A 21090-nucleotide genomic window follows, 5' to 3' on the forward strand; every position below is an offset into this window, starting at 1 on the left:
AACACATAGTTAAATTTAATTTTTTTTGTAATAAAACTTACGCTCTAATGTTATTTGTAAGTTTCTTCATCCTATCTGAACTATTCCTAATGCTTTGGTTTATTCTTTTCTTATCCGGCTAACATGCTGCTTTAGTGGATTGAACTTTTCAAAACGTATCTTAGCCTCGCCGTGGGGCTTTTATAATCCACCCAATACTATAAATTAATGTTACAATGAAATTAATTGGTTATTTTTGGAGGGTGATTATGAGCAATTTATTTATGATAACGGTTATACTTTTAATTTCTTTATTCTTTATTTCTTTTGCTCTTTTTATTAGAAGGCTAATAATAAATTCTTCAGTAAAAAGTAACAGCTACAATGATCTAGAAAAAAAACTCGATAAATTAATTGAACAAAATGAACAACTCATTTTGCTATTGAAGGAGAAAAAATAGTTTTAATGAATATGAACAATAACCATTAAAATCCAATTATACAAACACATACAAATAGCGTACCAAATAAAAGGTTATAAACACATCCTAAAGCCAAAAACGTTGTACCATCAACGATTGTTGGCTTTTTTGAATAGTTATAACAAATGAATAATAAAACCGATAAGTAATTCAAATTCAAATAGAGCAGTCGATTGAAGGCCTTCCCGGTTATAGTAAGGCTTATTTACCGCCCCCATATAAAGAAACAATTTCACTTACATCCCGTCCTTTATTTGGTAAATAAAAGGAGGAGGTTTCATGTTTATCGTATTTTTTATTCTATTAATCGGAATGATCGTTACTACAATTTTTGTATCTATCCTTTTGTTAAAGAAAAAACCGATGATTACCGTGCTTGTACTTGTGGTCATATGCGTGACTGCTCTGTTCACAAAGCCTTCAGAAGCAACGTACTATCGTGCATTGGCAAATGAACATGGTTTGCACTGTGACGACAGCGGCACATGCACAGCCGGTCAGCACGTTTATACGGTACAGCAGTTTAGCAGCCATAACTTAGGCCTCTTTACAACGTATCATTTAAAAATGACTTATGGCGGGGGTACACATTTGCGTGAAATTGATAGCATTGGTGCCTTCTACAATATTTTTACGTATACAAATAGATAAGAGGCTGGGCCATAGAGATTGAATAGAGCTTTAAAAAAAAGCATGAACAGGCACAACTAGGCCCATCCATGCTTTTTATAGGATATCCCCCTCTTTTTCTATGCGGTAGACTGCTGATCTAGCAAGCAAAGAAAGGAATACAGTCTTATTGATTGCGTGCCTTGAAGGCTCTCTCCATTTCACGCTTCGCTTCTTTTTTACGCATGTCATCACGTTTATCGTAATCTTTTTTCCCTTTTCCGATACCGATTAGAAGCTTTGCATAGCCGTCCTTGATGTACATTTTCAGCGGCACGATTGTATAGCCGTCGCGTTTGACAGCACCGACCAGCTCACTGATTTGTTTCTTATGTAGCAGCAGCTTCCGCTCACGCAGTGGATCATGGTTGAAGCGGTTTCCTTGGTCAAACGGCGAAATATGCATGTTGACGATCCATGCTTCGCCATGACGGACACGTACGAATGAGTCCTTCAGCTGCACCTTGCCTGCGCGGATCGACTTGATTTCCGTTCCTGTCAGCACCATGCCTGCTTCAATCGTCTCCTCGATAAAATAATCGTGGCCTGCCTTCTTGTTTTGAGCCAGTACTTTCCCTTGTCCTTTAGCCATATTTCACAACTCCTCAGTGCAAGCATTCCCTTGCAGGTTATCCCTATTATAGCGCAAGAAAAGCGCCTTCGCTCCCGTTTTGCTGCGACAAGCTAGTTGGCAGCGGGAGCGAATGCCTGGACGTTTACAAACGTCCCAATTTATAGTTCCTTACGTTTAAAAACGGCCAGAGACACGCCATCTCCAGCCCGCTTTTTATCCCTTTCCCCTCTTTACTAAAGGGGCAGGTTATCTTTTGCCTTTTTTCTTTTTACCCTTTTTCGCGATGCCTTCGTAGAACTTTGGCTTTTCTTTTCCATCCTTGCGACGGCCGCGTGGGTCACGGTCGCTTGATGAGGAACTTTTTCCGCCTTTATCCTTTTCCCCGCGCTTTCCTTTTCCGCCGCGTTTATCACGACGCTCAGAACGCTCGCCGCGTTTCTTGTCAGGACGCCCTGCTGTGATCACTTTCGGTGCAACCTTACGCGGACGGGTGCTAGCGGATTGTACCATGTCGACGATTTCAAAGTCGACTGATGATTCCTCGATCACGACATTGGCTACACGTACCTTTACTTCATCCCCAATACGGAACTGGCGGCCGGTACGCTCCCCGATCATGACCATCATACGGTCCTCGAAGCGGTAATAATCATCGGTCATATTGCTGATATGCACAAGACCTTCTACTGTATTTGGCAGCTCCACGAAAATACCGAAGTTCGTAATGGACGATACCATACCGATAAATTCCTCGCCGATTTTATCGGACATGAACTGTGCCTTTTTCAGTGCATCCGTATCACGCTCTGCGTCAACAGCACGGCGCTCACGCTCGGATGTATGGTCAGCGATCTCTTCCATGACCGCATTCCACTGGACAACCGTTTCCTTCGATGTATCCCCATTGATAAGGTACGTACGGATCAGACGGTGTACGATCAAGTCCGGATAGCGTCGGATCGGTGATGTGAAGTGTGTATAATAATCCGTCGATAAACCGAAGTGACCAAGCGATTCCGGATAATAGCGTGCCTGCTGTAAGGAACGAAGCAGCATTGTCGAAATAACCGGCTCTTCCGGCAGTCCTTCGATGGATTTGATAATTTCCTGCATTGCTTTTGGATGAACGGAGTTCCCTGTCCCTTTGATGACCAAGCCGAAGTTTGTGACAAATTCAAAGAAGCGCTGCAGTTTTTCCGGCTTTGGATCTTCGTGGATACGATAAAGGAACGGCAATTCCATCCAGTGGAAATGCTCAGCGACTGTTTCATTGGCAGCCAGCATGAATTCCTCGATGAGGCGCTCTGCCACTGTACGTTCACGCAGCACAATGTCAGTCGGCCAGCCGTCTTCATTCACAAGCACTTTCGACTCCTTGAAATCGAAGTCGATCGCACCGCGGCTCATCCGTTTGTTGCGCAGGATTTGCGCAAGCTCCGCCATCATTTCGAACATCGGAATTAATGACTCGTAGCGTTCAACCAGATCAGGATGCTCATCACGCTCCTCTAAAAGCCTATAAACATCAGAGTACGTCATACGTTCCGCTGTTTTAATCACACTTTGGAAAATTTCATGCTTGATGACCTGTCCGTTGCCGTCGATAATCATCTCACAGGAAAGCGTTAAACGGTCAACCTGTGGATTTAAGGAACAAATACCGTTCGATAAACGGTGAGGAATCATCGGGATTACGCGGTCTGTTAAATAAACAGATGTCGCACGCTCGTACGCTTCCTTGTCGATGATAGAATCCTTCGTTACGTAATAGCTGACGTCTGCAATGTGTACCCCGAGCTTATACGTACCGTCATTGTTTTTTGTTACTGTAACGGCATCATCAAGGTCCTTTGCATCGGCGCCGTCAATCGTCACAATTGTCTCGCCCCGCAAATCACGTCGTCCGACTAGATCTTCCTCGGTGATTTCATCCGGCACCTTTGTAGCAGCATCGACCACTTCAGCCGGGAACTCCGGCGGGATATCATGCTTATAGATAATCGACAGGATATCGACACCTGGGTCGTTTTTGTGACCGAGGATTTTCGTAACGATCCCTGCTGCAGACTTGATATCATCCGGCCAATGTGTAATTTCCACAACAACCTTGTGACCGTCCACCGCACCAAGTGTATCTTCCTTGGCAACGAAGATATCCATGTTTAGTTTTTTGTCATCCGGTACAACAAACCCAAAACCGCGGTTTGCCTGGAATGTGCCGACAAACGTTGTTTTACCGCGCTCAACAATCTTAATGACTGTTCCTTCGCGTCGGTCGCCGGACGTTTCCTTCATTACGCGGATCAGTACTGTATCCCCGTTGATTGCACCGTTAATGTCATGAGGCGGAATGAAAATATCATCCATTCCCTGTTCCTCCGGTGTCACGAAGCCGAAGCCTTTCGCATGGCCGATAAAACGGCCGCGTAATAAATTCATTCGTTCCGGTAAACCATAACGGTTAGAGCGGGAACGAACGACCAATCCCTGCGCTTCCATTTTCACAAGCGTCTTTACGAGCTCTTTGAATTCTTCCGCCTCTTCTAATTCGAAGGCAGTTTCGATTTCGGCTACTGTGAGCGGCTTATAGTCGTCCTCCTTCATGAAGGCGAGAATGCGCTCCTGTAATTCATTTATTTGTGCCATTGTTGTCCCTCCTTTAATGGGAATCTCTATTTCAACATCAGACACTCCAGTCAAGCTTTTCTAAAAACTGATAGATGTCTTCATGCAGTTGATCCTTTTCTCTGCCCAATGTAATGACATGGCCAGAATGGTCATACCATTTGATTTCTTTCATATTAGATTGCGCTTCTTCGTATATATAATGCGCAGATTTCGGGTCGATAATGTTATCATTTGTCGCCTGCACGACAAAAAGCGGTGCATACACTAAATCGACCTCCGCCCGGACAGCCGCAACAAGCTTCTGCAGGTCGGGTAAGGATGGCATACCTTTTTGGCGGATCGCATCCACCTCTATTTCGATTTCGTCATCCTTTTTCCCTTCATATTGCTTATATTGCTTGGCGTAACCCAATACACCTTCAAACATGAGGTCGAGTGTCCGCATTGTCATCGGTGCACACATAGTGATAATTCCCTTAACTGGCTGATTTAGTCCTAATTTCAATGAAAAAACGCCGCCAAGGGACAGACCTGCTACCGTGATTTCCTGATAGCCTGCTTCCTGCAGACGCTGATATGCTTCCTGCACATCCTGCCACCATTCGTCCGGATTGGTTGTGATGAGCTTTTCCGGTGCTGTCCCGTGTCCTCTATACTGTGGTGCTAATGAAGTGTACCCTTTTTTCTCCAAAAAGCGGCCAAGCATCCGGACATCCGCTGAGCTTCCCGTAAATCCATGAAGCAATAGCACCGCCCGTGGTCCAGCCTCAAAGAAAAAAGGCTTGTTTTCTGCCTTTCGCATGATGGTCCTCCGATTCGCTTATTTGTCTTTATATTAACAAAAAAGCCCAACCATTGTCGGTTAGGCGTTTTATCATTCGTATTAAAATTTTGTAATAGCCAGCGTCAGGATTAAGAATAGCACGGATAACACGATTGTTACACGGTGCAATACAAGGTCCATACCGCGCGCTTTTTGCTTACCAAAAAGTTGTTCTGCTCCACCAGAGATGGCCCCCGATAAACCAGCACTCTTACCTGATTGTAATAATACTACGACGATTAAAGCTATAGCAACGATGATTAATGAAATAGTTATTACCGTATGCAAAATGTCCACCTCTTTCATTTGAAACATTACAACAAATAACATTATAGCAAAAAGAGGGTAGAGTGACAACTTGCTTTAAAAGGCTTTAGGTAATAATTTCTAGATTAATTGTTGCCGTCAGTAGAATCTGTATCTGTAGTGCCGTCCGTTCCTGTAGTACCATCAGTTCCTGTAGTACCACCGTCTGTTTCAGTATCTGTTTCAGTATCTGTTTCAGTATCTGTTTCTGTGTCAGTGTCAGTTTCTGTCTCAGTTTCTGTTTCTGTTTCGATTTCGTTGTTTACTGGGTCATCATTTGTATCGACATTATCCCCGTCATCTTCATTAATGATATCTGTATCGTTTACTGGATCCTCCTCGTCACCACAAGCTGCCAATCCTAGTGATAACGTAAGTGCTGATACTAACATCCAAGATTTCTTCATTTTTTTCATCAATACTAACCTCCCTACCAGTTTGGTATGTGTTTACCCCGAAAAAAAAAGAAAAAACCAGAAATGGCTCTGATTTTTTCTTTTACCTTATGAAAATTGTCGAACTTCGATGTAATAAAGCTGCATTCCGTCCTTTTCATGAATGGTAAATCGGTAGTCTTCGTGATCGATATACCCATCCATATCAAGCTCCATATCATTTGTAAAATACCAGCCGCCGAGCGTGTCGATTTCCGGGTATTCTTCATCGAGCGCGAGCCCGAGCAGCTGATCTACTTCGTACAGCAGGCTTTTGGAATAAATAATATAGTGCCCTTCCCCGATTTTGCGTACAGGCGGCTGTTCATCCTCATCAAATTCATCGCGGATTTCGCCGACAAGCTCCTCCAAAATATCTTCGACTGTCACCAGCCCGCTCGTCCCGCCGTATTCATCCAGCAGGATGGCCATATGGGTACGTTCCTTTTGCATCTTTTGCAGAAGCTGCTGGATCGGTGTTGTTTCGATCGTTTTGATAACCGGATTCAAAAAGTTCTGTAATGAAAAATTGGCTGCCGTAATACGATTGCTTATTCCCAGCGTCAAAAAATCTTTAATATTCAGAAAACCTACGATATTATCACGGTCTCCCTCATAGATAGGATAACGCGTATACCGCTCCTCCGATACCTGCGTCAGTACATCACGATAGGTTGCGTCTACTTCAAAGCCGGCAATTTCCGTGCGGGGGACCATGATTTCCCTTGCGATTTTATCATCAAATTTAAATACATTATTAACGAACTTCAATTCGTTTCCGTTGATCTCGCCGGATTTATAGCTTTCGGTCAGCAGCAGCCGCAGCTCCTCCTCCGTATGGGACAGTTCATGCTCACTGGCCGGCTTCATGCCAAATAAGCCGACGAGCAGCCGGGCAGAACCGTTGAGGAACCAGATGAACGGATAGAGAATTTTATAAAACAGCATGATCGGCCGGGAAAACGCCAGCGCAATGGTCTCCGACTTTTGGATAGCAAAGGTTTTCGGTGCAAGCTCACCGACTACGACATGCAAAAACGTCGCAATCAGAAAGGCTGCAGCAATGGTAAACCAATGGACATATGCCGTGTTCAAACCGAGCCACGTAAAGAAGGGATGGAGGATGAATTCAAACGTCGATTCACCGACCATCCCGATACCGAGTGCCGTTACCGTGATGCCGAGCTGACAGGCTGATAAATATTCATCTAAATGGGATGTGACAAGCTTTGCGATCATGGCCTGGTCATTGCCTTCAGCAATAAGCTGGTCAATTCGCGATTGCCTCACTTTCACAATGGCAAATTCAGTCGCCACGAAAAAAGCGGTTAACGCAATTAATACCGTAAAAATAGTTAATTTCACTATGGTCAAGCAGCCGTCTTACTCGTCAAAGTAAGACTTCACCTCCTAGAACATCATGATATGTAGGAACAATCTTACTTGTTATCTCTCCATTATAACAGTTTTTTACAAAGTATACTCTTTAGGGAAATCCCCCAGCTCATCAAGAAGAACAGCACATATTTCCCCTTTCTTAAAGAAAAGCCCATAATCAATAAAAAATTTGCTTGGCGCTTTTTTTATTTTCTATCTATCCGTTGCTTGTTTTACTCTTTTCTCCTGATCGTTTCCTCCTTGATACTAGAGAGCGGCTGGGGAATGTCCAGTGTCTCCTTATTAATCGTGCGCCCACCTTTTCCTGAAGAATTAATAAACTATATTCCGGCAGGTAAATGAATCATGACTGAACGCCGATGTTAATTGCCCTCTTCTCCCTTTTCGAAAAGCCGCTGAAAGTTTTCACGATGGAAACGTTTTATTTTCCCGACTAAAGACATACATTTTTAAACAGATAATAATAAGCTTGTTGCTTTCTCACTAAAACTTCCGACAGATGCCCCTCTTTCAATGATGACTCTTTCAATCCTAACCTGTTTTCATACATACAACATTTTTCATCATGACGTACATTAACCAGCATATAGGAGGAATGCCTATGCTTTATTTTTTCATTATCGTTACACTTGCCTCACTGATTTATGCGCTCGTCAGCAAGAAATTTATCTACCTCACCGTCCCCGTAGCTGCCATGATGATTTATATAGTGGTAAAAATCGTAATGGTCCCCATGCCGTTAGGCGAAACACTAAAATTTATTTTTGGCCTGCGTTAATTTGGACCTTTCCGGTGCCTCATTTCCATAATTTCTTCTGCATTCGCAGAGGTCATTATATGATTCCATTACCTGAGGGGAGGACATTTGCATATCCGGTTATTTTATGGAGATTTGGTCTAGGGGAATCATTTCTTAAGGGGGGATTTATGTGAGAAAGATTGACAAAAGCCAAGCAGACGCCTACTTTCGTGAGAAAAACATGTATATGATTCTTTTCTTCGGCATTTGGTTTATTGTGTCCTTTGGAGTTGCTGCCTTTGCGGATTCGCTGACGGAAATTGAAATTATCGGCTTCCCTCTCCACTACTTTATGGGAGCAATCGGTGCTTTATTGACGTTTATCATTCTGCTGTTTGCCAATGCGATTATCGGTGATAGGATCGATAAAAAATACGGGATAGATGACAAGCGAAATGAAGAACTGAGCTCCGGAAAAGCGATGGACCATTAATGCCGGCGCCAAGGATATAAGGAGGGGATATGTATGGATAGTCAATTCTTAGTATCATTAGTCATTATTTTAGCTACCTTCGCTTTGTATATTTGGATCGCCGTCATCAATACGGCAAAGCAAACATCGGAATTCTATGTAGCAGGCCGCGGTGTACCGCCGATTTTTAACGGGATGGCCATTGGTGCCGACTGGATGAGTGCCGCTTCCTTCATAGGTATGGCCGGTACGATCATGCTTTTAGGCTACGACGGCTTAGCCTATATCATGGGTTGGACAGGCGGTTATTTATTTTTAGCCATCCTGCTTGCACCACAGCTTCGGAAATTCGGCCGATTTACGGTTCCCGAATTCATCGGTGACCGCTTCAACAGCAAGAGTGCCCTCGTCCTTGCTGCCATCTGTACGATTATTATCAGCTTTACCTACTCCATCGGCCAGCTCTCTGGTTCGGGCGTAGTAATCGGGCGGTTATTTGAAATTGATGTAAAAATCGGGACAATGATCGGTGTTGTTCTCATAGCCGTCTATTCCGCACTCGGCGGGATGAAGGGGATTACCTGGACACAGGTAGCCCAGTACATCATTTTAATCATCGCTTATCTAGTCCCTGTTATTTTCATGTCTCTTCAATTGACAGGAAATCCAATTCCATGGGTTTCTTACGGTGAAATCATCGCTAAAATGGGCGAGCTTGACCGGGAGCTCGGCATTTCTGAATACTTTGCCCCATTCACAAACGGAACCAAATGGCAGTTTTTAGCGCTTATGTTTACGCTTATGTGCGGTACTGCCGGTCTGCCTCATGTTATTGTCCGCTTCTATACGGTATCGACAATGAAAGCCGCACGTTGGTCTGGTGCCTGGGCTTTGGTCTTCATTGGTCTTTTATACTTCAGTGCCCCCGCCTATGCAGCATTCGCTCGTTTCATTTTGATGACAGAAGTAGCAGGAAGCCAAATTGCCAATTTGCCTGCATGGACGAAATCATGGGTCGATACAGGAAAATTGCAGGTTGCTGATACAAACGGCGATGGCATCCTCCAGTGGAATGAGCTCGTCATCGCAAATGACATCGTCGTTATGGCAACACCTGAAATCGCCAATCTCGGTATGTTTGTCATCGGCCTCGTTGCTGCTGGTGCCATGGCGGCCGCTCTTTCAACCGCCGGCGGGTTAATGATTTCCATTTCTTCTTCCTTCGCTCATGATATTTACTACCGGATTATCAACCCAAATGCTACAGAACAAAAGCGGCTGGCTGTCGGCCGGATTTCGATTGTCGTCGCTACATTACTGGCCGGATTGATCGCTCTGAATCCTCCTGGTGCCATCACACAGATTGTGGCATGGGCCTTCGCTCTCGCCACAGGTACATTCTTCCCTGCCCTCGTACTCGGTGTCTGGTGGAAGCGTGCCAATGCACAAGGAACCATTGCGGGAATTATCGTCGGGCTGGCTGTAACGCTGAGCTATATTTTCGCGGCCAAGTACGGCGGGTTTACGATTTTAGGTATTATTGATACAGGAGCCGGTGTATTTGGAGCCATTGCAGCATTCGCCACGAATATTATCGTCTCACTGGCAACGCCTGCCCCAGCAAAAGAACTGCAGGACGCTGTCATCAACTTACGCTACCCAGAGCAGATGGTCTACAAAGACGGCGAAGTGTTTATGGATGACGGGACAACGGATAAAACGTCTAATTAAAAGAGAGCCGCTGCGTCAGAGTGAAGACAAAGTCACTTGTTGACTTTGTCTTTACATTTTTTTAGCTGTTTTATAAAGTAAAGTTTTATCCAGCCTGGCTTGAAAACGCTCGCCAGACAAGGAACGCCGTTGAGCGAAGACGCGAATAGAACCTAAGTTCATGGGAGGACGAACGAGACAAGCAACGATGAATGAAAGCGTTTGGCAACAGGCTGAAGCGGCTGCGTTTGCGGCCGCTTTTTATTAAGACTTGAAATTCCAATATTATGGCAATAACATAGAAGCAGGAGGTGGATTATGTTATTACTCGAAAGAACAAAGCCTCATCAACTGCGTTATACCCGTGCACTCATTCGCCGAATGCATCGCACTGACGAGGAATTACTTGATTATCATGCCCGACTCGCTAACCTGGAAGCCGGCTTTTACGGCGAACAGCGTTCAGACCGTGAATTTGCAGATTTCACGATTCCTCATAAGCATTACCTTCTTCATAATTTGGAACTTTTGAATCCTCAAGGCTTTCCTCATCAAATTGATAGCGTCGTTTTTACTCTTCATTTTTTACTCATCTTAGAAATCAAAAACATAACGGGCCAGCTATTTTATAAACCTGGCCACCATGAGTTCGGACGAATTCGACAGGATGGAACGAAAGAAAACTTTTCCGATCCGTTTGAACAGGCATACCGTCATAAACTATTGCTGGAAAATATGCTTTGTTCATGGGGTATTAACCTGCCTGTAGAATATGCAGTGATTATCACCAATCAAAATGCCATGCTCGATAGCTCTTTACAGGGGCTCCCTATTTTTCATGTAAGCGGGCTGCGGCGGTCTCTTCATCAATTATTTGCAAAATACCCTGAAGCACGGCTGACAGAGCCGGCGCTTGAAAAAGCAGGCGAACAATTGCTAGGTGCTATCCAGCGGACGACTCCCAAACGCCGCGTTGCATTGGACCGGTTAAAGAAGGGTGTGTTGTGCCCGAGCTGCGATTTTCAGGCCGCTATGCACTATAGCGCTGGGAACTGGCATTGCAGCGCATGCAACACGCGAGATAAAAAAGCATTGCTCCACGCTTTAGAAGATTACCGATTATTAGTAAGTGAGCGGATTACGAACAAGGAATTTCGGGACTTTACAGGCATCGACTCCATACAAGTCGCCTCGAAAATTCTCTCAAGGCTAGGCTTTGAAAAAGTTGGAGACAAGCGCGGCAGAGTTTATATTATTCCCGAAGACTGTAGGAAGGAGTAAGGAAGAAGTTCATCAGTGATTTGCGGCGTATTGTCTAATAATAAAGGGATTTTGTCTATTAATGGAGTGGAATTGTCTATTAATACAGCAGGATTGTCTAATAACAGCAGGACTTTGTCTATTATCGAGAAGAAATTGTCTATTATCTCTAGAAAGCCCTTGCCCGCGCTTAGGGTTGTCTATTAATAGAGCAGGATTGTCTAATAACAAGGGGATTTTGTCTATTAATCGAGCAGATTTGTCTAATAACAAGAGGATTGTCTAATAACAAAAGCATTTTGTCTATTATAGAACAAAAAATGTCTATTACCAGCAGCACGTTATCCATTCCCCTCAGCAAAACTGTCCGCCCAATAAAAAAGGCCCCTTCTGATTTAAAGGAGCCCTTTTTGCCGTTATTATTTTACGTTGTAGAACGATTTTAATCCAAGGTATTGAGAAGTCGCGCCTAATTGATCTTCGATGCGAAGTAATTGATTGTACTTCGCTACGCGGTCAGTACGTGACGGTGCACCTGTTTTGATTTGGCCGGCATTTGTTGCTACTGCGATATCAGCGATTGTGTTATCTTCTGATTCACCTGAACGGTGAGAAATCACTGCTGTGTAGCCTGCACGTTTTGCCATTTCGATTGCTTCGAATGTTTCTGTCAGCGTACCGATTTGGTTTACTTTGATCAGGATCGAGTTGCCAACGCCTTCTTCGATACCGCGGGATAATTTCGCTGTGTTTGTTACGAATAGGTCATCCCCTACTAATTGTACACGGCCGCCGATACGGTCAGTCAGCAATTTATGGCCTGCCCAGTCGTTTTCATCCAAGCCGTCTTCAATAGAGATGATTGGGTATTTAGAAGTTAATTCCTCGTACCAGTCAACCATTTCTTCAGATGTTTTTACAACACCTTCTCCGTCCAGGTGGTATTTGCCTGTTTCTTTGTTGTAAAGCTCAGAAGATGCCACGTCAAGTGCAATACGAACTTCTTCGCCTGCTTTGTAGCCCGCTTTTTCGATTGCTTCAAGGATTACCGTAATTGCTTCTTCATTTGAGCCAAGGTTTGGTGCGAAACCACCTTCGTCACCTACTGCTGTGTTGTAGCCTTTTTCTTTTAATACAGCTTTTAGGTGGTGGAAGATTTCAGCGCCGATACGTAATGCATGACGGAAGTTTTCTGCTCCAACAGGCATAACCATGAATTCTTGAATGTCCACGTTGTTATCAGCGTGAGCACCGCCATTTAAGATGTTCATCATCGGTACTGGTAACTGCTTCGCATTGAAGCCGCCAAGGTATTGATATAAAGGTACATCCAAGTAGTCAGCTGCTGCGTGAGCTACGGCCATTGAGACGCCAAGGATAGCGTTTGCGCCTAATTTCCCTTTGTTTTCTGTACCATCAAGCTCGATCAACGCTTTGTCGATCACTACTTGGTCAAGAACAGAATAATTGCCTTCTAGCTCTTCAGCGATAATTGTGTTGACGTTTTCTACTGCGTTCAACACACCTTTACCTAGGTAGCGTGATTTGTCGCCATCACGTAATTCTACCGCTTCGTATTCACCTGTTGATGCACCTGATGGTACGATGGCACGACCAAATGCACCTGATTCTGTAAATACTTCTACCTCGACTGTTGGATTACCGCGAGAGTCTAATACTTCACGAGCGTATACTTGTGTAATAAATGGCATAGTTTTCATTCTCCTCTATTATCAATTTTGCCTCGGCAGAACCTACCGGAAGCTTTTATTTGTTCAAACGAGTCCTAAATTGTCCTCGGAACGTACGATTAAAGATTTCCCTGTCATTTCAGCCGGCTGTGCGATGCCTAATAGACTCAGCATTGTCGGCGCTAAATCGGCCAAAATACCATCTGTTGCTAGAACAGCGTCCCGCTTTGTGACAATGACCGGTACCGGGTTGGTTGTATGGGCCGTCATCGGCTCTCCACCCAATGTTATGACTTCGTCTGAGTTGCCGTGGTCGGCCGTGATGATAGCTGAACCGCCTTTTGCGTGGATGGCATCCACTACTTTCCCTAGACATTCATCCACCGCTTCGATTGCCTTGATTGTCGGCTCCAGCATACCGCTGTGTCCGACCATATCCGGGTTGGCGAAGTTTAGAATGATCGCATCGAACTTGTCTGCTGCAATCGCTCCAAGCAGTGCCTCCGTTACCTCGTAGGCACTCATTTCCGGCTTTAGATCATAGGTTGCTACCTTTGGTGAAGCAATTAAAATCCGTTCCTCACCGGCAAAAGTTTCCTCACGTCTGCCGCTCATAAAGAATGTGACATGCGGATATTTTTCAGTCTCGGCAATACGGAGCTGTGTTAAACCGTTTGCTGCAATGACTTCCCCAAGTGTATTGACCAGGTTGTCATTTTCGAATGCTACCACTGCATTTACATCCTCGCTGTAGTGGGTAAACGATACAAAGTGTAAGTTTGTCGGATGCTTTTTAGAGATTTTCACGCCTGTTACCGCTTCGTTTGTGAAGGCCGCCGATAGCTGGATGGCACGGTCTGGACGGAAGTTAAAGAAGATCACCGCATCGTTTGTATCGATTGTCGCGACTGGCTTCCCTTCCTCTGTAATAACGAAAGGAATGACGAATTCATCCTCCACTTCACGATCATAGCTGGACTGTACGCCGGCAGCAGCCGTTGCCGCTGTCTGGCCTACCCCGTCTGCGAGCGCATTATATGTCAGCTGGACACGTTCCCAGCGGCGGTCACGGTCCATCGCATAATAACGGCCGTGAATCGATGCGAACTTTCCTACACCGATTTTCTCCATTTGCTTTTCTGTTTCCTCAATATAGCCAAGTGCTGTCGTCGGACCGACATCCCGCCCGTCAAGGAAACCATGCACGTATACTTCCTTGATGCCGTTTGCCTGCGCAAGCTTCAGCAAAGCAAAAAGATGCTCATAATGGCTATGTACCCCACCATCTGAAAGAAGGCCCATCAGGTGAAGTTTTGAGTCATGCTTCTTCGCATGTTCAACCGCTGCAAGGAATTTTTCGTTGCGGAAAAATTCCCCTTCGCGAATGGATTTGTTAATACGCGTCAAACTTTGATAAACAATTCGGCCTGCACCGATATTCATGTGGCCTACTTCGGAATTCCCCATTTGACCTTCCGGCAGACCAACTGCCTCTCCGCTTGCAATCAGCGTTGCATGCGGGTAGGTATTCCAGTACCGGTCAAAATTTGGTTTATGTGCTTGTGCTACTGCATTGCCCTTTACTTCATCACGGCAGGCAAAGCCGTCTAAAATAATTAATGCTGCTGGCTGTTTAGGCATTTGCGCCCGCCTCCAATAATTTTAAATAAGAATCTACCTGCAGGCTCGCTCCACCTACAAGAGCACCGTCAATATGCTCCTTCGAAAGAAGCTCGACAATGTTCTCAGGCTTCACGGAGCCGCCGTATTGAATGCGAATTGCTTCTGCTGTCTCTGCACCATGAAGCTCCTGTACTACCCCGCGGATGGCACCGCATACTTGGTTGGCATCGTCAGCAGTTGCTGTTTTGCCTGTCCCGATTGCCCAGATTGGCTCATAGGCAAGGACCATATGTGCCACTTCCTCTGCTGTAAAGCCTTCAAGCGCCGCACGAATTTGGCCTGATACTTTTGCTTCAGTATTGCCAGCCTCGCGCTCCTCTAATGTTTCCCCGCAGCAGATAATCGGCACGATTCCATGAGCGAGTGCCGCTTTTACCTTTTTATTAACCGCTTCATCTGTTTCATTGAACATTTCACGGCGTTCTGAGTGCCCTAAAATGACATAATCCACATGGATGGAAGCAAGCTGGGAAGGACTCACCTCGCCCGTGAATGCCCCTTCCTCTTCAAAGTGCATATTTTGAGCACCGATTGCTAAATCTGTTTCTGTAGCGATATCGACTAACGTCGGTAAATAGATGGCAGGTGCACAAACGACCGCATCTACCTTTTCCTCTGAAGGAATGGCTTCTCGAACTGCTTCGACAAACTCAACTGCTTCATCAAATGATTTATACATTTTCCAGTTGCCTGCAATAATTGGTTTACGCATAAAATCCCTCCGTTACTTGTCGTTTAATGCTACGATACCTGGAAGCTCTTTGCCTTCCATCAGCTCTAGTGAAGCACCGCCGCCTGTGGACACATGATCCATCTTATCGGCCACTCCGAACTTTTCAACAGCTGCAGCAGAATCACCGCCGCCGATGACTGTATAGCCGTCTGTTTCCGCCATTGCTTCCGCTACTGTTTTCGTACCATTCGCAAACTTATCCATTTCAAACACGCCCATTGGACCGTTCCAAATAATAAGCTTTGAATTTTTAATAATCTCTGCATAGTTAGCAGCTGTTTTCGGGCCGATATCAAGCCCCATCCAGTCAGCTGGAATCGCATCGATTTCAACTGTCTGTGTTTCTGCATCTTTTGAAAATTCGTTTGCTACTACCGCGTCGATCGGCATATGCAGCTCAACGCCCTTTTCTTTTGCTTTTTCAATAAACGATTTTGCAAGATCGATTTTATCTTCCTCTAATAAAGATTTGCCGATATCGTAACCTTGCGCTTTGGTAAATGTATATGAAAGTCCGCCGCCGATAATCAGATGGTCCACTTTATCAAGCAGGTTTTCGATGACGCCGATTTTATCTTTTACTTTTGCCCCGCCGATAATCGCAGTGAATGGACGCTCCGGCTCAGACAACGCTTTACCCAGGACATCCAGCTCCTTTTGCATTAAGTAGCCTGATACTGCTGCCTCAACGTGCTTGGCAATTCCTTCAGTAGAAGCATGTGCACGGTGGGCCGCTCCGAAGGCATCATTGACATAAACATCTGCCAATCCGGCGAATGCCTTTGCCAGCTCTTCGTCGTTCTTTTCTTCCCCTTTATGGAAACGAACGTTTTCCAGAAGGACGATGTCTCCTTCCTGCATTTCGGCCACTGCTGCTTCTACCGCTTCCCCGATTGACTCATCCAGCTTCTTTACCGGCTTGCCCATTAGTTCAGACAGACGCTCACCAACAGCCGTCAGACGCATATCCTCATTCACTTCGCCTTTCGGACGGCCAAGGTGCGAAGCTAGAATCACCTTCGCTCCCCCGTCTGCCAAAGCTTCGATTGTCGGGATCGCTGCACGAATGCGCGTTTCATCCGTAATCTGGCCATCCGCCATCGGTACATTAAAATCAACACGTACAAATACGCGCTTTCCTTTTACATTTACATCATCCATCGTCTTCTTTAAAAACATGAAGAAAACCCTCCTTCAATTTTAAAAACAGGCGTTGCCCTTTTATATAGTAGACTTCCTTTTAAATAGTAACAAAAGTCAATATGTAATGTCTCTTGTAAGCACAGGGCGTCTCCCCCATTTTTACAAGAATGAACTAGATCGCCTTTTAAAAAAGGACGAGCCGGTAAACCCGCTCGCCCTTTTACCTTTATACATTATAATTGTTCAACTACTTAAAGGCTATACTTTTCCATTACATTTTATCGTATTGTGACACACTTTTTCGTTAAAATCCCAAAAGTATGACACATTTATCTGACGAGCGGTTTTGCTGCATGCCAGGCTTATTTAAGCCCGCGTTCCACTAGATATAATGCTAGGTCCATTAAGCGTGTTGAGTAACCAATTTCATTGTCATACCATGCGACAATTTTCGCCATGCGGTTTTCCATTACCATCGTAGATAATCCATCGACTGTAGAAGAAGCATGGTTGCCATTATAATCGATTGAAACAAGCGGTAATTCGTTATACCCTAAAATGCCTTTTAATTCACCTTCTGATGCTTCTTTTAATGCAGCATTGATGGAATCCACCGTTACATCTGCCTCCAGCTCTACAACTAGGTCAATACAAGATACGTTCGGTGTAGGGACACGCATAGAGAAGCCGTCTAATTTCCCTTTTAGTCGCGGCAATACTTTTGAAACCGCTACTGCAGCACCAGTTGTTGTCGGAATCATTGATACTGCCCCAGCACGTGCACGACGCGGGTCGGAGTGAGGGAAATCAAGGATACGCTGGTCATTCGTATAAGAGTGAATCGTTGTCATCATCCCGCGCTTAATACCGAATTTTTCGTCCAGTATTTTGGCAACAGGTGCTAAACAGTTCGTTGTACAAGATGCATTGGAAATAACATTCATTGTATCTGGATCATATTCTTCTTCATTTACACCCATAACGAATGTTGGCATATCGCCTTTTGCTGGAGCAGAAAGAATCGCTTTCTTCGCGCCTGCCTCAACATGCTTAGATACCTCTTCCATCGAACGGAATCTACCTGTACATTCCAGCACGACATCTACACCAAGTTCTCCCCATGGCAAGTTTAATGGGTCTTTTTCAGAGAAGACACGGATTCGATTTCCGTTCACGATGAACGCATCTTCTTCTGCCGATACTTCAGCTTCGTATATGCCGTGCACCGAGTCATATTTCAATAAGTGTGCCAGTTGTCCTGCATCAGTCAAGTCATTGACTGCCACTACTTCAAATTCGTCATGCTTTAATGCTTCGCGAAATACTAATCGACCGATACGACCGAATCCATTGATTGCTAATTTTAATGCCATGTTAACTCCTCCAAGTTGGTTATTTTATAAAAGTAGCGCTGGGGCTATTTATAACATTTCGTTTGCGGCTGCTTCATCCGTGATGAAGATTGTCTGCCTTGCCGCATTTTTAAAGTACGCTTCAATTGCCTTTGCCTTTTCCTCTCCGCCGGCAATTGCCAGGACGTAGCGGCTCTGTTTCACATGCTCGGGCTGAATGCAAATCGTGCGGATTTGATGAACAATGTGACCCTCGGCATCAAAATAATAGCCAAAAGCCTCACCAACAGCCCCTTTCTCTGTTAGAAGCGCTTTATCTGCTTCACTGCTGCCGCGTTTTTCCGCCATCTCGTCAGCAGTGCCAATACCATGCAGCACGATATCGACTTCTTCATAAAGACGGATAATTTCCTGGACACTCGGCTCCGCTTTCATCGCAACATATGCCTGTTCACTTAAAAACTCGGGCATAAACAGCGTTTTATAGGAAGCATGGCAGGCCTTTGCAAATTGAGAAACAAGAATATTTGCCTGCAGGCTCATTTCTTCTCCAATTCCGCCCCGGGCTGCAATAAATTTTACAGACGGCATGGAATCGACAGGCTGAAGATAGGGAGCAATCGCTGCCACTGAACTTCCCCCGGTCACAGCTATCTTGCTGCCTTCCTGCACAAGCTTCACCAGCCATTTGCTCGCTTCTTTTCCTAACAGAATGCGGCTTGCTTCGCTTCGGAATGATCCGGGAATGATAATGACCCTCTCAATGCCAAACTTTTCAGCCAGCTGCTGTTCTTTTTGGGCAAGACCTGAAAGTTCATAGTACAACGGTTTTAATTGCTCAAGTACTTCATACCCAAGTTGAGTGCAAATCATACCTTTTTGACCGATTTCAATTAATTGTTGTTCATGTAACAATGTTGTTTCATTGCGTACTTCTCGCTCCGTCACATGCAGGAAATCCGCCAGCGTACGCCTTCCTAAAGGCCCTGCAGCATGGATCGCCTGTAAAATGCGGAAACGCTTTTTCAAGAGCACATCAATTTCTGGTATTAATTGGCGTCCTACTTTGTAGCAAGAGAAATCGCTCATATGCCACCTCCTGTACAGTTGGTCAAAATTCGTCCCATATATTATTTTATTGTCCCATTCAGGGTAAAAAAATTTATTTCCTTGTTTTCATTATATCCTTCCTCGTTTTATTGTGCAATCCATTTCCTCCAGCTTTTCTTAAAAAAGGCAGGGCACTCGATTTATTCATCGAGCGCCTCCATTAATGTTACGTAGTCCAACTGCCCATACTGAAGCATCTTTCCGTTTTCTTCAACTACCGGAATCATGAGCGTATATTTTTCATGCAATGTATCGTCCTCTTCAATATTTTTCACTTCGATATCAAAGGGCACGTCCTCCTGCACAAGCTTCAACGTAAGCAATCCCTCTTCACATAGCGGACAGTCGGGACGGGAATAGAAGATTACCTTTTTCAATGCCATCACTCCTTCTATTTCCATTATACAGATAATTACATCTACGGGTAATAAGGTCTCTGCTGAAGGAATTAAAACTTTCGTCCAGCTCCGCCCCCAGCAGAACCTCCACCGCCGAAGCCGCCAAAACCGCCGCCGCCGAAGCCTCCTACATAATAGCGTCTTGGTCCGCGTCTGCCGCCGCCTCTACCGCCGCCGCCAAAGCCGCTGAAAATAAAGTAAAGAATGAGGATCAAAATGAGAAAGCCAATACTGAAGCCTCCACCGCCGTCTTCCGTAGGCAATGGTTCGCCGGTTGCCTCACCGCCCATCTCTTCATACAGGACGTTCATGATATTGGCAAATGCACTCGTATAATCACCCTGGTCTAAATACGGCTTCATATATGTCTCAATCATCCTGCCGATTTTCCCGTCCGGATAATCACCTTCCAGCCCTTGTCCAACCGATATCCAAACATCGTTTTCTCCCGGTCCTTGCTCAGTCGTTGCAAAAATGAGCATGCCGTTGTTTTGCTCTGCCTGCCCAATGCCCCATTCACGCATTACCTCCGTGCCAAATTCAAAGGGAGCAGCATCACCGATTGTATCGATGGTCATGACGACCACCTCATTGGTTGTGCTGTTTTCAAGCTGCTGCAGCATTTGAACCATCTGCTGCTCCACTTGATCATCCATAACATTTCCGTAATCGTAAACATATGAGTTATATGCCGGCTTTTGGGGAATAGCAGCAAATGCAACTGTAGGTACTAACAGGATCAGACTAAAAATCAAACTAATAATTCGGATGTTCCCCGCCTCCCTTGCAGCTTTTTAAAAGCCAATAAGCAGTTAATTGTGTAAAGGCTGCCGAGTCCTTCGTATGAATAAAGAAAAGCGGCAGCATACTATTACTGCATGACACCTAACGAATAAATAGGTGCGTGGAAGTTTATTCCTCCGTATCAAAATTTACTGATGGTGCCGTTTCAGCTCCATTTGCTGCTTCAAAGTATTCCTTCGAGTCGAAACCAAACATACCGGCAATCAAATTGCCAGGAAAAGAACGAACATCACTATTAAAAGTCCGAACGACTTCATTATAATCTTGACGGGCCACGGCCAATCGGTTTTCCGTTCCCGATAGTTCATCCATCAGCTGGGTAAACTGTACATCCGCCTTTAACTGAGGGTAATTTTCCACTACCACCAGAAGCCGGCTCAGTGCACTCGTCAAATCGTCATTTGCTTCCGCTGCTTCCTCTACTGTAGCAGCACCCCCGTACTGTGTGCGGGCATCAGCAATTTGTGTAAATACTTCCTCTTCATGTGCAGCATATCCCTTTACTGTCTGCACAAGGTTAGGGATTAAATCAAACCTGCGCTGCAATTGGTTTTCTACCTGCGCCCAAGATGCCTCAACTTGTTCTTCTCCATTCACGAGGCTATTATACTTCGGCACAATGAGCACGAGTGCAATACCGATTATTACTACGATCGCTATGATGATCATCATGGCACTGCTTTTCTTGCCGTTCGCCATTTG

General features: G+C 45.0%; 21 protein-coding genes. 6 read left to right on the forward strand and 15 right to left on the reverse strand.

What is annotated here, in order from left to right; all coding sequences use genetic code 11:
- The first annotated feature begins 248 nt into the window (after positions 1-248).
- Positions 249-440 (forward strand): DUF4083 family protein, encoded by a 192-nt coding sequence (locus tag AA0Y26_RS18345; protein ID WP_413363472.1) that lies wholly within the window; start codon positions 249-251, stop codon positions 438-440.
- 300 nt (positions 441-740) lie between these two features.
- Entirely contained in the window at positions 741-1112 is a 372-nt protein-coding gene (locus AA0Y26_RS18350; RefSeq protein ID WP_413363473.1) for a hypothetical protein, read from the forward strand.
- A 145-nt stretch (positions 1113-1257) separates the two neighbouring features.
- Here the strand turns inward: AA0Y26_RS18350 and smpB are convergent, their stop codons facing one another.
- From smpB to AA0Y26_RS18380, 6 genes are all read right to left on the reverse strand, one after another.
- A complete protein-coding gene (smpB, locus tag AA0Y26_RS18355; RefSeq protein ID WP_036157296.1) occupies positions 1258-1722 on the reverse strand; it encodes an SsrA-binding protein SmpB in 465 nt (154 codons plus the stop codon).
- A 228-nt stretch (positions 1723-1950) separates the two neighbouring features.
- The gene (gene rnr / locus AA0Y26_RS18360; RefSeq protein ID WP_413363474.1) at positions 1951-4350 is read right to left on the reverse strand and encodes a ribonuclease R; all 2400 of its coding nucleotides are present in this window, start codon (positions 4348-4350) and stop codon (positions 1951-1953) included.
- A 37-nt stretch (positions 4351-4387) separates the two neighbouring features.
- Positions 4388-5134 (reverse strand): alpha/beta hydrolase, encoded by a 747-nt coding sequence (locus AA0Y26_RS18365; protein WP_413363475.1) that lies wholly within the window; start codon positions 5132-5134, stop codon positions 4388-4390.
- Positions 5135-5215: 81 nt separating this feature from the next.
- Positions 5216-5443 (reverse strand): preprotein translocase subunit SecG, encoded by a 228-nt coding sequence (gene secG / locus AA0Y26_RS18370; protein ID WP_413363476.1) that lies wholly within the window; start codon positions 5441-5443, stop codon positions 5216-5218.
- Between the two features lie 104 nt (positions 5444-5547).
- On the reverse strand, positions 5548-5877 hold the full coding sequence (locus AA0Y26_RS18375; RefSeq protein ID WP_413363477.1) for a hypothetical protein: 330 nt from the start codon (positions 5875-5877) through the stop codon (positions 5548-5550).
- Positions 5878-5964: 87 nt separating this feature from the next.
- Positions 5965-7269, reverse strand: coding sequence for a hemolysin family protein (locus tag AA0Y26_RS18380; protein WP_413363478.1), 1305 nt, complete (start codon positions 7267-7269; stop codon positions 5965-5967).
- Between the two features lie 625 nt (positions 7270-7894).
- Between AA0Y26_RS18380 and AA0Y26_RS18385 the strand changes: the two genes are divergently transcribed.
- The 4 genes from AA0Y26_RS18385 (at position 7895) to AA0Y26_RS18400 (ending at position 11495) form a co-directional block, all read left to right on the forward strand.
- On the forward strand, positions 7895-8071 hold the full coding sequence (locus tag AA0Y26_RS18385) for a hypothetical protein (RefSeq protein ID WP_413363479.1): 177 nt from the start codon (positions 7895-7897) through the stop codon (positions 8069-8071).
- A 151-nt stretch (positions 8072-8222) separates the two neighbouring features.
- On the forward strand, positions 8223-8525 hold the full coding sequence (locus AA0Y26_RS18390; protein WP_413363480.1) for a DUF4212 domain-containing protein: 303 nt from the start codon (positions 8223-8225) through the stop codon (positions 8523-8525).
- A 33-nt stretch (positions 8526-8558) separates the two neighbouring features.
- Positions 8559-10235 carry a sodium:solute symporter family protein gene (locus AA0Y26_RS18395; protein ID WP_413363481.1) on the forward strand — a complete coding sequence of 559 codons (1677 nt, stop codon included), beginning with the start codon at positions 8559-8561 and terminating at the stop codon, positions 10233-10235.
- 297 nt (positions 10236-10532) lie between these two features.
- Positions 10533-11495: a nuclease-related domain-containing protein gene (locus AA0Y26_RS18400; protein ID WP_413363482.1), complete on the forward strand. Its 963-nt coding sequence runs from the start codon at positions 10533-10535 to the stop codon at positions 11493-11495.
- A 398-nt stretch (positions 11496-11893) separates the two neighbouring features.
- On the opposite strand, the gene eno is transcribed toward AA0Y26_RS18400, so the two are convergent.
- From eno to AA0Y26_RS18445, 9 genes are all read right to left on the reverse strand, one after another.
- Positions 11894-13186, reverse strand: a complete 1293-nt coding sequence (gene eno / locus AA0Y26_RS18405) for a phosphopyruvate hydratase (protein WP_413363483.1) — start codon at positions 13184-13186, stop codon at positions 11894-11896.
- Between the two features lie 63 nt (positions 13187-13249).
- Entirely contained in the window at positions 13250-14806 is a 1557-nt protein-coding gene (gene gpmI, locus AA0Y26_RS18410) for a 2,3-bisphosphoglycerate-independent phosphoglycerate mutase (RefSeq protein ID WP_413363484.1), read from the reverse strand.
- Entirely contained in the window at positions 14799-15560 is a 762-nt protein-coding gene (gene tpiA, locus AA0Y26_RS18415; protein ID WP_413363485.1) for a triose-phosphate isomerase, read from the reverse strand. The genes gpmI and tpiA overlap by 8 nt, the downstream gene beginning before the upstream one ends.
- 12 nt (positions 15561-15572) lie before the next feature.
- Positions 15573-16760: a phosphoglycerate kinase gene (locus AA0Y26_RS18420; RefSeq protein WP_413363486.1), complete on the reverse strand. Its 1188-nt coding sequence runs from the start codon at positions 16758-16760 to the stop codon at positions 15573-15575.
- A 326-nt stretch (positions 16761-17086) separates the two neighbouring features.
- Positions 17087-18097, reverse strand: a complete 1011-nt coding sequence (gap, locus tag AA0Y26_RS18425; RefSeq protein WP_413363487.1) for a type I glyceraldehyde-3-phosphate dehydrogenase — start codon at positions 18095-18097, stop codon at positions 17087-17089.
- A gap of 48 nt (positions 18098-18145) precedes the next feature.
- The gene (locus AA0Y26_RS18430) at positions 18146-19165 is read right to left on the reverse strand and encodes a sugar-binding transcriptional regulator (protein ID WP_413363488.1); all 1020 of its coding nucleotides are present in this window, start codon (positions 19163-19165) and stop codon (positions 18146-18148) included.
- A gap of 161 nt (positions 19166-19326) precedes the next feature.
- Positions 19327-19587 carry a glutaredoxin family protein gene (locus AA0Y26_RS18435; protein WP_413363489.1) on the reverse strand — a complete coding sequence of 87 codons (261 nt, stop codon included), beginning with the start codon at positions 19585-19587 and terminating at the stop codon, positions 19327-19329.
- A gap of 47 nt (positions 19588-19634) precedes the next feature.
- Positions 19635-20339, reverse strand: a complete 705-nt coding sequence (locus tag AA0Y26_RS18440) for a TPM domain-containing protein (RefSeq protein WP_413363490.1) — start codon at positions 20337-20339, stop codon at positions 19635-19637.
- 157 nt (positions 20340-20496) lie between these two features.
- Complete coding sequence (locus AA0Y26_RS18445; protein WP_413363491.1) at positions 20497-21087, reverse strand: LemA family protein; 591 nt, start codon at positions 21085-21087, stop codon at positions 20497-20499.
- Between the last annotated feature and the right edge of the window lie 3 nt (positions 21088-21090).

This window comes from Lysinibacillus canaveralius (genome assembly GCF_047301505.1).
GTDB lineage: Bacteria > Bacillota > Bacilli > Bacillales_A > Planococcaceae > Lysinibacillus_B.

Excerpts from the sequence above, each read along its gene's own strand:
- gpmI (WP_413363484.1), bottom strand. The coding sequence starts at position 14,806 with ATGCCTAAACAGCCAGCAGCATTAATTATTTTAGACGGCTTTGCCTGC.
- AA0Y26_RS18375 (WP_413363477.1), bottom strand. The coding sequence starts at position 5,877 with ATGAAAAAAATGAAGAAATCTTGGATGTTAGTATCAGCACTTACGTTA.
- gap (WP_413363487.1), bottom strand. The coding sequence starts at position 18,097 with ATGGCATTAAAATTAGCAATCAATGGATTCGGTCGTATCGGTCGATTA.
- AA0Y26_RS18350 (WP_413363473.1), top strand. The coding sequence starts at position 741 with ATGTTTATCGTATTTTTTATTCTATTAATCGGAATGATCGTTACTACA.
- AA0Y26_RS18395 (WP_413363481.1), top strand. The coding sequence starts at position 8,559 with ATGGATAGTCAATTCTTAGTATCATTAGTCATTATTTTAGCTACCTTC.
- AA0Y26_RS18345 (WP_413363472.1), top strand. The coding sequence starts at position 249 with ATGAGCAATTTATTTATGATAACGGTTATACTTTTAATTTCTTTATTC.
- AA0Y26_RS18420 (WP_413363486.1), bottom strand. The coding sequence starts at position 16,760 with ATGTTTTTAAAGAAGACGATGGATGATGTAAATGTAAAAGGAAAGCGC.
- eno (WP_413363483.1), bottom strand. The coding sequence starts at position 13,186 with ATGCCATTTATTACACAAGTATACGCTCGTGAAGTATTAGACTCTCGC.
- AA0Y26_RS18385 (WP_413363479.1), top strand. The coding sequence starts at position 7,895 with ATGCTTTATTTTTTCATTATCGTTACACTTGCCTCACTGATTTATGCG.
- AA0Y26_RS18445 (WP_413363491.1), bottom strand. The coding sequence starts at position 21,087 with ATGGCGAACGGCAAGAAAAGCAGTGCCATGATGATCATCATAGCGATC.
- rnr (WP_413363474.1), bottom strand. The coding sequence starts at position 4,350 with ATGGCACAAATAAATGAATTACAGGAGCGCATTCTCGCCTTCATGAAG.
- AA0Y26_RS18400 (WP_413363482.1), top strand. The coding sequence starts at position 10,533 with ATGTTATTACTCGAAAGAACAAAGCCTCATCAACTGCGTTATACCCGT.
- AA0Y26_RS18430 (WP_413363488.1), bottom strand. The coding sequence starts at position 19,165 with ATGAGCGATTTCTCTTGCTACAAAGTAGGACGCCAATTAATACCAGAA.
- smpB (WP_036157296.1), bottom strand. The coding sequence starts at position 1,722 with ATGGCTAAAGGACAAGGGAAAGTACTGGCTCAAAACAAGAAGGCAGGC.
- AA0Y26_RS18365 (WP_413363475.1), bottom strand. The coding sequence starts at position 5,134 with ATGCGAAAGGCAGAAAACAAGCCTTTTTTCTTTGAGGCTGGACCACGG.
- AA0Y26_RS18435 (WP_413363489.1), bottom strand. The coding sequence starts at position 19,587 with ATGGAAATAGAAGGAGTGATGGCATTGAAAAAGGTAATCTTCTATTCC.
- tpiA (WP_413363485.1), bottom strand. The coding sequence starts at position 15,560 with ATGCGTAAACCAATTATTGCAGGCAACTGGAAAATGTATAAATCATTT.